18 protein-coding genes and 1 other annotated feature are annotated in these 14,604 nt (G+C 44.7%); all 18 genes read left to right on the top strand.

Features of this window, described 5'->3' with window-relative positions:
• Nucleotides 1-23 precede the first annotated feature (23 nt).
• The 18 genes from N667_RS0110180 to rplU all read left to right on the top strand — a co-directional run bounded on the left by N667_RS0110180 (nucleotide 24) and on the right by rplU (nucleotide 14,599).
• Complete coding sequence (locus N667_RS0110180; protein WP_027409470.1) at nucleotides 24-476, top strand: prepilin-type N-terminal cleavage/methylation domain-containing protein; 453 nt, start codon at nucleotides 24-26, stop codon at nucleotides 474-476.
• A 14-nt stretch (nucleotides 477-490) separates the two neighbouring features.
• Nucleotides 491-1,237 (top strand): prepilin peptidase, encoded by a 747-nt coding sequence (locus N667_RS0110175; protein ID WP_035098706.1) that lies wholly within the window; start codon nucleotides 491-493, stop codon nucleotides 1,235-1,237.
• Nucleotides 1,238-1,253: 16 nt separating this feature from the next.
• Nucleotides 1,254-2,210, top strand: a complete 957-nt coding sequence (pilM, locus tag N667_RS0110170; RefSeq protein ID WP_027409468.1) for a type IV pilus biogenesis protein PilM — start codon at nucleotides 1,254-1,256, stop codon at nucleotides 2,208-2,210.
• Entirely contained in the window at nucleotides 2,200-2,802 is a 603-nt protein-coding gene (locus N667_RS0110165; protein WP_027409467.1) for a fimbrial protein, read from the top strand. The genes pilM and N667_RS0110165 overlap by 11 nt, the downstream gene beginning before the upstream one ends.
• Nucleotides 2,799-3,575, top strand: coding sequence for a hypothetical protein (locus N667_RS0110160; RefSeq protein ID WP_027409466.1), 777 nt, complete (start codon nucleotides 2,799-2,801; stop codon nucleotides 3,573-3,575). Before N667_RS0110165 ends, N667_RS0110160 begins: the two co-directional genes overlap by 4 nt.
• Before the next feature lie 20 nt (nucleotides 3,576-3,595).
• Entirely contained in the window at nucleotides 3,596-4,060 is a 465-nt protein-coding gene (locus tag N667_RS0110155; protein WP_027409465.1) for a prepilin-type N-terminal cleavage/methylation domain-containing protein, read from the top strand.
• 110 nt (nucleotides 4,061-4,170) lie between these two features.
• Nucleotides 4,171-5,061, top strand: coding sequence for a hypothetical protein (locus N667_RS0110150; protein ID WP_051530026.1), 891 nt, complete (start codon nucleotides 4,171-4,173; stop codon nucleotides 5,059-5,061).
• A gap of 210 nt (nucleotides 5,062-5,271) precedes the next feature.
• The gene (locus tag N667_RS0110145) at nucleotides 5,272-5,832 is read left to right on the top strand and encodes a Maf family protein (protein ID WP_027409463.1); all 561 of its coding nucleotides are present in this window, start codon (nucleotides 5,272-5,274) and stop codon (nucleotides 5,830-5,832) included.
• Nucleotides 5,833-5,859: 27 nt separating this feature from the next.
• Nucleotides 5,860-6,540, top strand: a complete 681-nt coding sequence (gene radC / locus N667_RS0110140; protein WP_027409462.1) for a RadC family protein — start codon at nucleotides 5,860-5,862, stop codon at nucleotides 6,538-6,540.
• 152 nt (nucleotides 6,541-6,692) lie between these two features.
• A complete protein-coding gene (locus N667_RS0110135; protein WP_027409461.1) occupies nucleotides 6,693-7,721 on the top strand; it encodes a rod shape-determining protein in 1,029 nt (342 codons plus the stop codon).
• 18 nt (nucleotides 7,722-7,739) lie between these two features.
• Nucleotides 7,740-8,603, top strand: a complete 864-nt coding sequence (gene mreC, locus N667_RS0110130; RefSeq protein WP_027409460.1) for a rod shape-determining protein MreC — start codon at nucleotides 7,740-7,742, stop codon at nucleotides 8,601-8,603.
• Nucleotides 8,600-9,118: a rod shape-determining protein MreD gene (gene mreD / locus N667_RS0110125; RefSeq protein WP_027409459.1), complete on the top strand. Its 519-nt coding sequence runs from the start codon at nucleotides 8,600-8,602 to the stop codon at nucleotides 9,116-9,118. The genes mreC and mreD overlap by 4 nt, the downstream gene beginning before the upstream one ends.
• Nucleotides 9,119-9,196: 78 nt before the next feature.
• Entirely contained in the window at nucleotides 9,197-9,850 is a 654-nt protein-coding gene (gene minC / locus N667_RS0110120; protein WP_269528352.1) for a septum site-determining protein MinC, read from the top strand.
• Nucleotides 9,851-9,852: 2 nt separating this feature from the next.
• Complete coding sequence (gene minD, locus N667_RS0110115; RefSeq protein WP_027409457.1) at nucleotides 9,853-10,656, top strand: septum site-determining protein MinD; 804 nt, start codon at nucleotides 9,853-9,855, stop codon at nucleotides 10,654-10,656.
• 233 nt (nucleotides 10,657-10,889) lie between these two features.
• Nucleotides 10,890-12,338 (top strand): glycoside hydrolase family 32 protein, encoded by a 1,449-nt coding sequence (locus N667_RS0110110; protein ID WP_051530029.1) that lies wholly within the window; start codon nucleotides 10,890-10,892, stop codon nucleotides 12,336-12,338.
• A 117-nt stretch (nucleotides 12,339-12,455) separates the two neighbouring features.
• A complete protein-coding gene (locus N667_RS0110105) occupies nucleotides 12,456-13,220 on the top strand; it encodes a M23 family metallopeptidase (protein ID WP_027409455.1) in 765 nt (254 codons plus the stop codon).
• Nucleotides 13,213-14,076, top strand: coding sequence for a M50 family metallopeptidase (locus N667_RS0110100; protein ID WP_027409454.1), 864 nt, complete (start codon nucleotides 13,213-13,215; stop codon nucleotides 14,074-14,076). Before N667_RS0110105 ends, N667_RS0110100 begins: the two co-directional genes overlap by 8 nt.
• Before the next feature lie 120 nt (nucleotides 14,077-14,196).
• Nucleotides 14,197-14,276 (top strand) — a sequence feature (ribosomal protein L21 leader region).
• Nucleotides 14,277-14,290: 14 nt separating this feature from the next.
• The gene (rplU, locus tag N667_RS0110095) at nucleotides 14,291-14,599 is read left to right on the top strand and encodes a 50S ribosomal protein L21 (protein ID WP_027409453.1); all 309 of its coding nucleotides are present in this window, start codon (nucleotides 14,291-14,293) and stop codon (nucleotides 14,597-14,599) included.
• The last annotated feature ends 5 nt before the right edge of the window (nucleotides 14,600-14,604 follow it).

Genomic DNA, 14,604 nt, shown 5'->3' with positions numbered 1-14,604 from the left:
TTATATGAAAAGGAGAGGAAATCATGTTAAAGAGATTTTTAAAAAATGAGCGCGGTTTGACGCTTATCGAATTGCTCGCCGTCATCGTCATTTTAGGAATCATTGCGGCGATTGCGATTCCAACTATCGGTAACATTATTGACAACTCGAAAAAAGATGCGCACGTAGCGAACGCCGAGGAAATTATTAACGCGGCACGCTTGGCGAAAACGCAAGATACGTCGGGGACAAATAGTTGGTCATTAAACGATTTAGTTAAAGGTGGATTTTTGGAGTCCATTCCAAAATCTCCGGGAAATAAAGGGGCGTATGATCCAGATAACTCCACTGTAACGTTTGTGCCTGCAGCAGCCAATGCCTCATCTTATTATCAGATCAAATTGAAAGCTTCAGATAATGGGGCAGGATATTATATTAACACGGACAACAAACATAAAATTACTAGAGATGATGTTTCTTTAGATGCTACTAAATAGCAATGAGTGATATTATGTATGTCATTATTGCCGTATACTCTCTCCTCCTCGGCTCCTTTTTCAATGTCGTTGGATTGCGGGTGCCTAAGGGGGAGTCGATTATCAAGCCACGTTCACATTGTCCGCGCTGTCAGCGAACGCTGACAGCGTGGGAATTAATTCCTGTCGTTTCCTATATCGTTCAAGGGGGTGCGTGCCGCGGTTGCGGTGTGCGCATTTCGCCGCTTTATCCGTTCATCGAACTTTTAACTGCGATTCTTTTTACGATTTCGCCGCTTTGGGTGGGATGGTCAAAAGAATTGATCGTCAGTTGGACGCTTGTGTCGCTGTTGATGATTATTTTCGTTTCCGATGTTCGCTATATGATCATTCCAGATCCAGTGTTGCTGTTTTTCGCCGTTCTTTTTATAATCGAGCGCTTGTTTGTTCCGCTTTCCCCGTGGTGGGATTCGCTTGTTGGCGCGGCGGTCGGCTTTTCGGTTTTGCTGTTGATTGCCGTCGCAAGCAAAGGCGGCATGGGGGGCGGCGACGTTAAATTGTTCGGTGTCTTGGGGCTTGTGCTCGGATGGAAATATACGCTGCTTGCGCTCTTTGTTTCAACGTTTTACGGCACCGTGTTTGGGGTCATCGGCATGGCGCTTGGAAAAATCCGCCGCGGCGAACCGATGCCATTTGGGCCGCACATCGTATTCGGCACGTTGACCGTTTATTATTTTGGACACGCTATCATTGAGTGGTATCAACAATTGATCTTCTTTTAAATGACGGGGGACTTACATGAACATGTTCAGCCTTTTCAAACCGCGGCATAAAATAGCGAATATTGTCATCAAAGATCATGTGATTCGATATGTTGAAGTCAAGCCTCATGATCCGTTTTCCGTTCAAAAATGGGGAGAACGGGACCTTCCTAGAGGATTGATTCACGATGGCAAAATCCATGATCGTGAAACGCTTGGGCTGATTTTAGAGGAATGCGTCGACGAATGGAAGCTGAAAAAACGGCGCGTCCGCTTTATTGTGCCAGATCCGGTTGTTGTTATTAGGCGAATTCCGCTTCCGAACGACTTGCAAGAGGATGAAATTCGCGGTTATTTATTTATGGAATTGGGGACGACGATTCACTTGCCGTTTGAAGATCCAGTTTTCGACTATACCGTATTGGAGCGAACGAAAGAGAAGCTGACGATTTTATTGTTCGCCGCTCCTGAACAAATGGTGCGAAGCTACGCGCAGCTTTTGGAAGAAGCGATGCTCCGGCCCGTCGCCGCCGATTTGTCGCCTTTGTGCGTGTATCGTTTGTTTTACGCGGCCGATCAAATTCGAAGAGGAGATCATTTGCTGATCGTGCAATTGGACGAATCCGCTATCAACGCTAGCGTGTTTTACAACAATGCCCCTGTGTTTATGCGGCAGCTATTGTTTGCGTCATTGGATGAAACAATGGAGACGAGCGATATGGAAGAAACGCTCCGGCCATTTGAAGATGTATATAAGGAAATTGAACGAATTATGAATTTTTACCGCTTTTCGATCCATCAAGGCAATGAGCAAATTACTCGTCTATTGTTGACTGGCGACCATCGCTACTTATCGCGCATTCATGAAGCGATGCAGGAGCGGTTTGACGTTCCTGTCGAGCGATTGTCCGCATCGTTTGCGGCAGCGGTCGAGCCGCGTTATCATTTGGCATGGGGACTTGGATTAAAAGAGGGAACGAACGATGCTCATTGACATTAACTTACTGCCGAAAAAAGAACCGAAAAATGTTGTGCTTCTCGTTGGTATCACCATTGTGCTTACTGTGGCCATTGCCTTGGGAGTCGTATTTTATATGTCAATGCAAAAAACAGAAACCCAAATTCAAATACTGTCGCAGCAGTTAAAACAGACGCAGGCGCTCGAAGCAGTCGAGCAGCAAAAACTTGAAAACGCTCAATCGACACAGGAAGTCGAGGAACTACAAAAAGCGGTGGAATGGGCGAAGCAATATCCGCTGAAAACGGTGCTTTTGCTTCGCAATATGGCCAAGCTGCTCCCAGAACGCGGATTTATGATGAATTTTTCGTATGCGGAAGACGGTGTCGTCAATGTGGCGGTACAGTTTGATACGGACGAGGAAGCCGCCTATTATTTAAAGCAATTATCGGAAGCTACCTTTGTTTCAGATGTACAATTAAAAAGTGTATCGGCTTTAGAACAGAAAAGCGGCGAATCGACTGCAACGAACGAGGAGGATCGTCATATATTGCCGCGCTATTTAGCACAGTATGAACTGCATGTGAACAAAGCTGCCTTAAAAGAAGAAAAGGAGAAACAACCATGACCGTCCGGTTTTCAAAGCGCGAAGTGTTGCTAGTGCTGCTTTCGCTCGTTATCGTTGGCGCATTTTTTACAGGGCTGTATTTTTATACTCTCAAACCGCTTTATGATCGCGTCGACGGATTGAGCACCACTGTTGCCAACGAACAGAAACTGCTCGCTGCTTTGCGGCAGCAGACGGCAAAAGGACAAGGGGATTTGATCGACAGCGTCGTGGAACTAGAAAAGAAGGTTCCGGTTAAGCCGTTTGTTGAGCAGCTCATTCTTGATTTAGAAAAAGCGGAAGTTGTTTCGGGGAGCTTTATTTCAAGCATGTCGTTTAACGAAGATGCGGACATCCAAACGTCGCAACAGTCAACCCCGCAAGCGAACGGACAAAAGGCGGCGCCGTCGAACGCTGGAAATGCGGCGGCACAGCCGTCTTCATCGCAGCAAAACAATGCTGCGCTCGCTTTGCCAAACGGATTAAAAAAGGTAACCGTTCAGCTGACAGTTCAGTCGCCATCGTACTATCATTTAGAGAGATTTTTGCAAACGCTCGAAGGACTGGACCGCATCGTTTCTGTTGAAGCACTATCCTTTACAGGCAATCCAGAAATGACATCGACGGAGACAGCTGTTAAGCCATTGACGTACTCGTTGACGGTGAGCGCCTTTTATCACCCAGGGCTTGCTGATTTAGAGAAAAAAATGCCGCCTTTTGATGCGCCTCCTCCAAGCGAAAAACGCAACCCTCTCACCGAGTTAGTTCCGGACGCATCGGACAACGGGCCATAGGCAGAGAGGGGAAGAGCGTTATGTTGCTGCGCACAAATCGAGGGATGACATTGATTGAGCTGCTCGCCGTTATAGTGATTTTAGGAATTGTTGCTTCGATTGCGGTGGTCGCGGTGCTTCATTTAATTGAGAAAGCGAGATCGCAAGCGTTTGTTTCTGATGCGTATGCTTTGTATGAGGCGGCCCGTATTCATGGGGGGGCGGAAAAAGTCGAATTTTTGGCGCACCGTTCTTCGGAACTATTAACATATAAACAGCTTGTCGAGGACGGGGGGCTTGAACCGATCGAAGACCCGTTCACAGGAAACCGCTTGCCGGAAGACGGCAATTCATCGTACGTGCTTATCAAAAAAGACAGTAATGGTCAGCTTGATTACTTTATTTGTCTAAAAGGAGAAACAAAACAGCTTTGTTCATACAGCGAAACACAAAAGGAAATCCCCGTCGACAAGCTGTCGGTTACATTGATTACAAATATAAAATAGCGCGATATTTGACGAAAACCTTCGAGAACAAGACGACAAATGTCTTGTTCTTTTTTGTCGCTAGTATGGTAAGATGGGCAAAGAATGGAAGAAACGGGGATGGTGAAATAATGGACAAGCAAGAAAAAGGGATTGTCATAAAAGTGAACGGACAAGAGCGGCCATTTATGATGGAAACGCCGACGATCGAGATCAGCCAAACAGAGGTGAGCGCGGCACAGGAAGAAGAAGTAGAAACCTATTCTCCTGTTTCTCTAAAACAAGTAAAAAGTAAAAAAAAGCGCTCGCCGTTTGTTCGAGCAGTGAATGCTCGGATTAAATCGGCGGTTCTGTCAATCTTGCTTGCGGTGTTGGTTGGGACAAGCTTCGGTTTTGTTGTATTGCACGTCATTCCAAAAGCGAAAGAGCCGGCTTCACTAAGCAACAATTCTTCTTTTATAAGCGAGCAGCCGAAACAGGAGGCGACAACAACGGGCGTCGCTTCGGTCAAGCCATCATCACAAACATTTTCGATCAGTGTCATTCAGGCGGGGGTTTTTAGTGACGAAAAAGCAGCACAAGAATATACTAAACAACTGCAAGCATCGGGAATTCCTGCCGTGGCTGTCGGACAAAATCCAACAGCAGTACTTATTGCAGTAGGAAGAGATAAACAATTGCTTGGACCGCTTAATGACCTGTATAAACAGAAAGGGAAAACGACCTATATAAAATCAATATCTATTACTCAAATCAAAAATTCATTGCAGCGGTCATTGTATCAAAAGATGGCAGATCTCTCCGCCATGTTGCTAGGAGAAAGCAAAGTGACAAACGAAGATTGGACGTCTTTGCAAAAAGAATATAAACAGTTTCAAGAAGAATCGGCTTCACAAGACCAAGCCGCAAAGTATATGAAAAACTCTTATTTATCGTTAATGGCTTATCGGGAGCAAAAAGATGAATCGTTATTATGGAAGGCGCAGCAAGAACTGCTTAATGCATTAAAAGCTGCCAAATAAGAAGCGAACCGAGTCGCTTCTTTTTTTGTGGCTTTTCTCTATTACACCTACACTCTGTTGAGAGATGGGAGACTTCTCGATAGGTATGTTAAAAATTGCAATTTTTCAAAAGCGATTCTCGTTATAAAAAATTGTGTCGAATCATGAAATTTGATACGATACAATTGTATCTTCCAATTTGAAACAAATGCGAAAAGGGTGTGATATGTAATGAAGCTTATACTCGCCTCTAGTTCCCCTCGCCGCAAGCAACTGCTGGAAATGGCAAACCTTCATTTCGATGTCCTCGTTAGCGATATTGACGAACAAATTCAACAAAACGAAACACCAGAGCAAATCGTTCAATCGCTTGCTTATCAAAAGGCGAAAGCGGTTCAAGCAGCCCATTCCGATGCGTATATTATCGGTGCCGACACGGTCGTTGTGTACAACGGAAGCGTGCTAGGGAAGCCAAAGACAAAAGAGGAAGCAGCTGATATGCTGCGCATGTTGTCAGGAAAGACGCATCAAGTGTATACAGGGGTGGCGATTGTGTCGCCAGAAAAGGAAGCCGTCTTTGCTGAGCGGACCGAGGTGACATTTTGGGATCTTACAGAGACCGATATTTATGAATATATCGAAACGGGCGAGCCGATGGACAAAGCGGGAGCATATGGCATTCAAGGAAAAGGGGCACTATTTGTCAAGCGGATTGAAGGTGATTACTTTTCCGTTGTAGGCCTTCCGCTCTCCCGCACGATTCGCGAGTTGAAAAAACTTGGCTGGCAATAGAACGAAAGGGAGGTTGACTAGAAAGCGATGTCGCTTATGATTCGCGATGTTCCGAAAGACGCCCGCCCGCGCGAGCGTCTTCTTTCCGATGGACCGGAAAGTTTGTCGAATCAAGAATTATTGGCGATTTTATTACGTACCGGAACAAAAAATGAATCGGTGCTTGAACTGGCTCAGCGGCTTCTCCATTATTTTGAAGGACTGCGCCTGTTGAAAGATGCAACCGTTCAGGAAATTACAAGCATTAAAGGCATCGGTGCGGCAAAAGCGATTCAAGTTTTAGCAGCGATCGAACTGGGCCGCCGTATAAGCCGCCTCAGCTATGATGAGCGATATGTGATTCGTTCGCCGGAAGATGGGGCAAGATACGTTATGGATGATATGCGCTTTTTATCGCAGGAACACTTTGTGGCGATTTACTTAAATACGAAAAATCAAGTGATTCATCGAAAAACGGTTTTTATTGGAAGTCTAAACGCCTCTATTGTTCATCCGCGTGAAGTGTTTAAAGAAGCGATTAAACGTTCCGCTGCCTCCGTTATTTGCGCCCATAATCATCCTTCTGGAGACCCTACTCCAAGCCGTGAAGACATTGAAGTAACGAAGCGCCTCGCTGAATGTGGACGCATTATTGGCATTGAGCTTTTGGATCATTTAATTATTGGTGACCAAAAATTCATTAGTCTGAAAGAAAAAGGATATGTGTAAATAGTTCTCTTTTTTTGTCGAATACGCTATAATAACAGTTATGAGTTTTTCCTCGCGTTGCTTACAAAACATATATGTAAATGATGAGTGCAAACATAATGGACGAATAACTATAAAATCAGCATTTTGTTTCAGAAAGGAAGATACAAGCTATGTTTGGATTGGGAACACGAGATCTTGGGATTGACTTAGGTACAGCTAATACCCTTGTGTATGTAAAAGGAAAAGGAATAGTTGTTAGAGAACCGTCGGTTGTTGCGTTGCAAAAAGATACGAAACAAATTGTGGCAGTTGGAAACGAGGCGAAAAATATGATCGGGCGTACGCCTGGAAACGTCGTTGCTTTACGTCCGATGAAAGATGGGGTTATCGCCGACTACGAAACAACTGCGATTATGATGAAGTATTACATTAACCAAGCAACAAAAAATAAAGGGCTTTTTGCCGGAAAACCGTATGTGATGGTGTGCGTGCCGTACGGTATTACCGCGGTGGAGGAACGGGCGGTCATCGACGCGACTCGTCAAGCCGGTGCTCGCGATGCGTATACGATTGAAGAGCCGTTTGCGGCGGCCATCGGTGCGAATTTGCCGGTATGGGAGCCAACAGGAAGCATGGTCGTTGATATTGGTGGCGGCACGACGGAAGTGGCGGTCATTTCACTTGGAGGTATTGTAACGAGCCAATCGATTCGCATCGCTGGCGATGAAATGGACGAGTCGATTATTCAATACATCCGCAAAACGTATAATTTGATGATCGGAGAGCGTACGGCGGAAGCGATTAAGGTGGAAATCGGTTCTGCTGGAACTCCTGAAGGAATCGGCACGATGGAAATTCGCGGTCGCGATCTGTTGACGGGATTGCCAAAAACGATTGAAATTAGCGCTGAGGAAATTGCTGAAGCGCTGCGTGATACGGTTTATGCGATTGTTGATTCCGTAAAAAATACGCTTGAAAAAACGCCGCCAGAGCTAGCGGCCGATATTATGGACCGCGGCATCGTGCTCACAGGTGGAGGCGCTTTGCTTCGCAATTTGGATAAAGTAATCAGCAAAGAGACGGAAATGCCAGTCATCGTTGCGGAAAATCCGCTTGACTGCGTAGCAATTGGCACAGGCAAAGCGTTAGACCATATTCATTTGTTTAAAGGCAAATCAAAATCAAAAGATCATCGCTAATTGTAAGAGGTGTAAATCATGCCACAATTCTTTTTGAATAAACGTCTCATTTTATTGCTTGTCAGCATTATTTTTCTCGTGGCATTGATTGGTTTTTCCTTAAAAGATCGGAAAGAACTGACTTGGTCTGAGCAGTTTATTAAGGATACGACCGGTTTTGTTCAGCTTCTGTTCCATAAGCCCGCACAGCTCGTTGCGGGCTTCTTTGAGAATGTTCAAGACATCAAAAATACATACAAAGAAAACAAGCTATTAAAAGAACGGCTTGAAGAATACGTAATGCTCGAAGCGGAAGTGCAGACTCTTAAAAAAGAAAATGAAGAACTCCGCGCAATTTTAGATAAAAAAGAAAGTTTACGCGACTTTATCCCGATTGAAGCGACCGTCATTGGGCGAAATCCAGAGAGATGGCAGGAGACGGTGATCGTCAATAAAGGCGAACAGCAAGGCGTGAAAAAGGATATGGCCGTCATTACCCCGTCAGGGCTCATCGGAAAAGTGCAGCACGCCTCACAGTTTACGTCGACTGTTCAATTGTTAAGCTCTGTTGACCAAAAAAATCTGATTTCCGCGTACGTCCAAGGCAAAGCCGGCAGTGTATTCGGATTGATTGAGGGCTATGATGAAAAGCGGAAAGCGCTGCTGCTAAAACGCATTCCGTTTGACGCCAAAATCGAGAAAAAGCAGCTTGTGATGACAGCCGGTCTTGGAGGAGTTTTTCCAAAGGGGCTTCCGATTGGCGAAGTGGAGGAAGTCGTGCCAGATGAGTACGGCCTTACGAAAATGGCATATGTGAAGCCAGCAGCGAATTTTTATGACGTTGATGAAGTCATTATCGTTAAGCGGAAAATCGATGCGGTGCAAGAGGAGGAAGCAAAGTGAAAAAGCTGTTTCTTCCTTTTCTAGCGATCCTTTTTTTTGTCAGTGAAAGCCTTCTTGTCGATTTGTGGCCAAAAAATGACTGGTATCAGCATTATTTATTTGCCCCGCGCTTTTTGTTTATTTTTGTTATTTTTGTGACGGTGTATGTAACACAAGCCCATGGGATGATTTACGGATTTATTTTAGGAATGTTATATGATGTCGTATATACGGAAGTTCTTGGGGTTTATATGTTTTCATTTACATTAATGGCCTATGTCATGGCGAAAGCGATGAAACTATTCCATAATCATTTGGCCGTTACTTGTTTTCTTAGTATGGTGGCTATTGTAGTTCTTGAATTGTATGTTTACGGAATTCAACTGTTAATTGGAAAAACCGATATGCCGTTCGACCAATTTTATCCGCACCGCCTCTTGCCGACATTGCTTATTAATGCGATTTTTCTTCTTCTTTTTTCGTACCCATTAAAGCAGCGGCTATTGAAAATTGAGCGTTACGAGCGGGAAGAATGAAAAGGAAAATAGGCGGGTGTTGTAGAATTATTCGTTGAGGTGAACGTTGTGAATAAGCAGAAACAACCGTATGTCACAATGAAGGGAACGAAAGATGGATTGACGTTGCATCTCGATGATACGTGTTCCTACGACGATTTGTTAACTGAACTAGATGAAAAACTAACGGGCAATGAATATCAAAACGTTGACGGGCCGCTTGTTTCGGTCCATTTAAAGCTAGGGAATCGCTATTTAACGCAGGACCAGGAGGAGCAATTGCGGACGCTTATTCGGGCGAAAAAAAACTTGGTTGTCGCCTCAATCGATAGCAATGTCATGACAAAAGAAGAGGCGCTCGAATGGAAGCAAAAAACGGAGGTCGTTTCAGTTGCAAAAATCGTTCGGTCTGGACAGGTATTGCATGTGCACGGCGATTTATTGTTAATTGGTGATGTGAATCCCGGAGGAACGGTTGTGGCGGGAGGAAACATTTTTATTCTTGGTGCTTTGCGGGGAGTTGCGCATGCGGGATGTTACGGTAATAAGGAAGCGGTCATCGCAGCATCGATTATGAAACCGATGCAGCTAAGGATCAGCGATGTGATGAACCGCGCTCCAGATTATAAAGCTGAGGAACGAAATGAAATGGAATGTGCATATATCGACGACAATGATCAAATTGTCGTCGATCGCTTGCAGCTACTTACACATCTTCGACCGAATTTAACACGGTTAGAAAGGAGATTTTAACAGTGGGAGAAGCTATCGTCATTACGTCAGGAAAAGGTGGCGTTGGAAAAACGACTACAACAGCGAATTTGGGGACGGCTCTTGCTCTGTTAGGAAAGCGTGTTTGCCTTGTCGATACTGATATCGGGCTGCGCAACCTCGATGTTGTCATGGGCCTTGAGAACCGCATCATCTATGATTTAGTCGATGTCGTGGAAGGACGTTGCACGGTGCAAAAAGCGCTCGTAAAAGATAAGCGTTTTGACGATAAGCTGTATTTGTTGCCTGCGGCGCAAACGAGCGATAAAACGGCGGTGGCGCCGGAACAAATGAAGCAGCTTATAGACGAGTTAAAGCAGGATTATGATTATGTTTTGATTGATTGCCCAGCAGGCATCGAGCAAGGGTATAAAAACGCAGTCGCCGGGGCCGACGAGGCCATTGTTGTAACGACGCCTGAAGTGTCGGCAGTGCGCGATGCGGATCGAATTATTGGATTGCTAGAAAAAGAGGAACATGTAAAGCCGCCGCGCCTCGTCATTAACCGCATCCGCAATCATATGGTGAAAAGCGGCGACATGCTCGATATTGATGAAATTGTTATGCATTTATCAATCGATTTAATAGGAATTATCGCCGATGATGAAAACGTCATCAAAGCGTCAAACAACGGTGAGCCGATCGTTCTTGATCCAACGAGCAAAGCGTCGATCGCTTACCGCAACATCGCGCGAAGAATTCTTGGCGAGTCTGTGCCATTGCAGCCGCTTGAAGAAGAACAAAAAAGCGTGTTTACGAGAATTAAAAGATTTTTTGGTGTACGTTAAGAGAAAACAAGGGGCAGTTTTCAGTGCAACTGGGAATTGCCCCTTTTTGTAAAAATGCTATGTCTCTATATTCAAAATACTATGATGTAGTAGAGTTAGTGCTAACGATCATATTGTTATCACTACTACATCCTTGCAAGCAGCGGAAGGAGTCATGTTAAGTAATAGGGGAAGGATTGATTCGTTTGCCTAGAAATCTCGCATTTGTAAAAGAAGTGGAAAAACGTGTAAAGATGGCGGAAAAAACAATAAAAAATCATGCTTATCGACTTGCGTATCATATTATGGCGCCTGTCAATTGGATGAACGACCCAAACGGGCTGGTGCAATTTAACGGGGAGTATCACGTATTTTACCAATTCCACCCCGATGCTCCAAAATGGGGACCGATGCATTGGGGGCATGTTAAAAGCAAGGATCTCGTTCATTGGGAGCGCGCTCCTATCGCTCTGGCTCCAAGCGAAGAATACGATCAAGGCGGCTGTTTTTCCGGCAGCGCTGTCGTTGATGACAATGGGATTTTAACTTTGATTTACACGGGAAATGTATGGCTGAATCAAGAGCAAACCGAACTAAAACAGTACCAATGTATAGCGACAAGCCAAGATGGAATCCATTTTGAAAAAGATCCAAACAATCCGGTGCTTTCCGAGCCTCCATTTGATTGCCAAGGGCACATCCGCGATCCGAAGGTGTGGAAACATGAAGAAGAGTGGTATATGGTATTAGGAACAAGGGAAGGCAACATCGGAAAAGTCGTCCTTTATAAATCAAAAGACCTTCGGCATTGGACATTTGTAAATGTTGTGGCGGAAAGCGACGGCCGTTTAGGATATATGTGGGAATGTCCCGACTTGTTTCATTTAGACGGAAAAGATGTATTGCTTTTTTCGCCGCAAGGGATAGAGCCGGATGGCGACCGCTTTAACAACCTTCATCAAACCGGGTATGTTGTTGGAACGTTCGATTACAGTACCGGAGTGTTGAAGCACGGCGCTTTTCAAGAGCTAGATAAAGGTTTTGATTTTTATGCGGCTCAAACATTTTTGGATGAAAAAGGAAGAAGAATTTTATTTGGCTGGATGGATATGTGGGAGTCGCACATGCCGACACAAGAACACGGCTGGGCCGGAGCGTTGACGATTCCTCGGCTTTTAGAGCTGACAAGCGATGATAAAATGGTTATGAAGCCTGTGCCGGAATTGCAATTGCTTAGAGAAGGACATACGAGATTGGAATCGATTTCAGTGAAACCGGAGCAGGCCCAATATATTCCTTCTATCAAGGGGGATCGCTTGGAAATTATCGCTGAGTTTTCTTTAGAAGAATTCAAGGGCACGGCGTTTGGAATGAAAGTGCGCTGCTCTGGCGACGGCGAGGAAGAGACGGTTTTTTGCTATGATGTTAAAGAGTCCGTGATTATATTTGATCGAAACCGTTCAGGAAAAGGCGAGGGAGGTGTCCGTCGCGCCAAGCTCGATTTGAAGTCAAGACATACGATCAAGTTCCACGTCTTTATCGATAGATCTTCTGTTGAATTGTTTGTTAATGACGGCGAGTTAGTGATGACAGGAAGAATTTATCCAACAGAACCGAGCGAATTGGTCGGGGTGTTTGCCGACGGTGCGGAGGCGACTGTTCTTTCTATGGATGCTTGGATTTTAAAAGATATTTGGCAATAACGGCTAAATCAGAGGTTGTTTTTCCTGCCTCTGATTTAGCCATCTTTTTTATCATATCGCTACAGGTTGTCTCATACATTAGTACAAACGATCATGTGGGGGAATGGTGAGAGATGGATGAACAAGCGCGCTAAAGAGATTCGCAAAAGAATTGAAAAACGGAAACGGCAGCGTTCGATACAATCGACTCTTTCTTATCAACCGCTAGCCGATTTAACAGACGAAGAACGGTACGGGCAGCCTGTCATTACGTATGATCGTTACGCAGCGGATGACAAGCATCCTCTATTTCGGAAAGAAGTGTTTCTGCTAAAAACGCTTCTTTCTGCTTGCCTCGTATTATTATCAGCGGTCGCATTTAGAAACCCTTCCGAAACGCTTGCACCTGTTCGAACGTTTGTAAAACATACGATGGAACAGGAATTTCAATTTGCGGCGGTATCGAAATGGTATGAAAAACAGTTTGGTGAGCCGCTCGCCTTATTTCCGGAGAAAAAAACAGAAACAGCCAAGAAAAACACAAAATCGTACGCCGTTCCAGCTTCGGGGAAGGTTCTTGAAAACTTTGAGAAAAATGGACAAGGAATTATGATTGAAACGAACGGCGAGACACCTGTCGAGGCGATGGACGAAGGCATCGTCATTTTTGCTGGCACAAAAGAAAAGTTAGGAAAAACGGTGATCATTCAACATGCGGATGGAAGCGAATCATGGTACGGCAATTTAGGAGCGATTACGGTTAAACTGTACGATTTTGTCGAAGCAGGAAAAGAAGTGGGAACGACGATGAAGGATGCGAATGAAGCGAAAGGAGTCTTCTATTTCGCCATTAAGCAAGGCGACCACTTTATCGACCCAATTCAGGTGATTCCGTTTGAATAAGTATGTATCCTTAGTGATGAAAATCCATATTCATCCGTTGTTGTGGCTCATGAGCGGAGTCGCTGTGGTAACCGCGCATTTCCAGCAATTGTTTCTTTTATTTTTTATTGTGCTCGTCCATGAACTCGGACACGCTGCGATGGCGTTATTTTTTTCTTGGCGCATTAAGCAAATTTTGTTGCTTCCGTTCGGCGGAGTCGCGGAAGTTGAGGAACATGGGAATCGTCCGTTTCATGAAGAACTGCTCGTAACGCTTGCTGGTCCGATTCAGCATGTTTGGCTGTTAGGAGCAGCGTTTATCCTCTGGAAATATCATTGGCTTTCGTTTGATGTGTGGCAAATGTTTGTCCATTACAATATCGCGCTTTTTGCTATTAATTTCTTGCCGATTTGGCCGCTTGATGGCGGAAAGCTATTATTTCTTGTCCTGACTCGTTATTTTCCTTTTAGTAAAGCGCATGAAAGGATGATTGTCTGCTCGTTGGCGCTTTTAGCTTTACTGGTGGCGGCAATTGCCATCATCGCACCGGCGCAAATCGATCTTTGGATTATTGCTTTATTTCTTTTTGTGTCGCTTATGAAAGAGTGGAAACAGCGGCGCTATGTCATGATGCGTTTTTTGCTTGAGCGGTACTACGGGAAAAAAGGCCATTACGAGAAATTGCAGCCGATTACGGTAGAAGCGTCAGAGCCGGTTCTAAAAGTGTTGCAGCAATTTTACCGCGGGCAAAAGCATTCGATTATCGTTGTTAAAAATAAAAAAGAACAAATGATTCTTGACGAGAACGAAGTGCTTCATGCGTTTTTTGCTGAGCGGCAAGCGGATGGGGCGATTGGAAATTTGATCTATGCGTGAAAAAAAGAGGGCATATATTGACAGCCCTCTTTTTATTATGGTACTATTTTTAATGTTGTAGAAAAATTTTGTACCGCATCCATGCGGACAAAATTCGGTGCATACAGTCGTTTGATCGCACCCGTGCTACAACCGCTCAGCGCAGGTTATAAGCGTTCGCGATGGCGAAACGCCTCGTGCTGGCGAGTCTGAGTCTATGTTAGGAGGTGCAACAATGTACGCAATCATTGAAACTGGCGGTAAACAAATTAAAGTTCAAGAAGGCCAAGAGATCTACATCGAGAAACTTGACGTAGCTGAAGGCGAAACTGTTACATTTGACAAAGTGTTGCTTGTAGGCGGTGAAACTGTAAAAGTTGGCAACCCTACAGTAGAAGGTGCAACTGTAACAGCGAAAGTACAAAAACACGGTCGTCAAAAGAAAATCATCGTGTTCAAGTACAAGCCGAAAAAGAACTATCGCCGTAAACAAGGTCACCGTCAACCTTACACAAAAGTAGTCATTGAAAAAATTAACGCGTAAGGCGT

This window comes from Anoxybacillus tepidamans PS2 (assembly GCF_000620165.1).
Lineage (GTDB): Bacteria > Bacillota > Bacilli > Bacillales > Anoxybacillaceae > Anoxybacteroides > Anoxybacteroides tepidamans_A.
Note: the sequence above shows the minus strand (reverse complement) of the source record. Positions and strands in the feature narration are given on the sequence as shown.

Bases quoted from the DNA above. Each gene is read 5' to 3' on its own strand.
- N667_RS0110180 (WP_027409470.1), top strand. From the start codon at position 24: ATGTTAAAGAGATTTTTAAAAAATGAGCGCGGTTTGACGCTTATCGAA.
- N667_RS0110175 (WP_035098706.1), top strand. From the start codon at position 491: ATGTATGTCATTATTGCCGTATACTCTCTCCTCCTCGGCTCCTTTTTC.
- pilM (WP_027409468.1), top strand. From the start codon at position 1,254: ATGAACATGTTCAGCCTTTTCAAACCGCGGCATAAAATAGCGAATATT.
- N667_RS0110165 (WP_027409467.1), top strand. From the start codon at position 2,200: ATGCTCATTGACATTAACTTACTGCCGAAAAAAGAACCGAAAAATGTT.
- N667_RS0110160 (WP_027409466.1), top strand. From the start codon at position 2,799: ATGACCGTCCGGTTTTCAAAGCGCGAAGTGTTGCTAGTGCTGCTTTCG.
- N667_RS0110155 (WP_027409465.1), top strand. From the start codon at position 3,596: ATGTTGCTGCGCACAAATCGAGGGATGACATTGATTGAGCTGCTCGCC.
- N667_RS0110150 (WP_051530026.1), top strand. From the start codon at position 4,171: ATGGACAAGCAAGAAAAAGGGATTGTCATAAAAGTGAACGGACAAGAG.
- N667_RS0110145 (WP_027409463.1), top strand. From the start codon at position 5,272: ATGAAGCTTATACTCGCCTCTAGTTCCCCTCGCCGCAAGCAACTGCTG.
- radC (WP_027409462.1), top strand. From the start codon at position 5,860: ATGTCGCTTATGATTCGCGATGTTCCGAAAGACGCCCGCCCGCGCGAG.
- N667_RS0110135 (WP_027409461.1), top strand. From the start codon at position 6,693: ATGTTTGGATTGGGAACACGAGATCTTGGGATTGACTTAGGTACAGCT.
- mreC (WP_027409460.1), top strand. From the start codon at position 7,740: ATGCCACAATTCTTTTTGAATAAACGTCTCATTTTATTGCTTGTCAGC.
- minC (WP_269528352.1), top strand. From the start codon at position 9,197: ATGAAGGGAACGAAAGATGGATTGACGTTGCATCTCGATGATACGTGT.
- N667_RS0110110 (WP_051530029.1), top strand. From the start codon at position 10,890: ATGGCGGAAAAAACAATAAAAAATCATGCTTATCGACTTGCGTATCAT.
- N667_RS0110105 (WP_027409455.1), top strand. From the start codon at position 12,456: ATGAACAAGCGCGCTAAAGAGATTCGCAAAAGAATTGAAAAACGGAAA.
- rplU (WP_027409453.1), top strand. From the start codon at position 14,291: ATGTACGCAATCATTGAAACTGGCGGTAAACAAATTAAAGTTCAAGAA.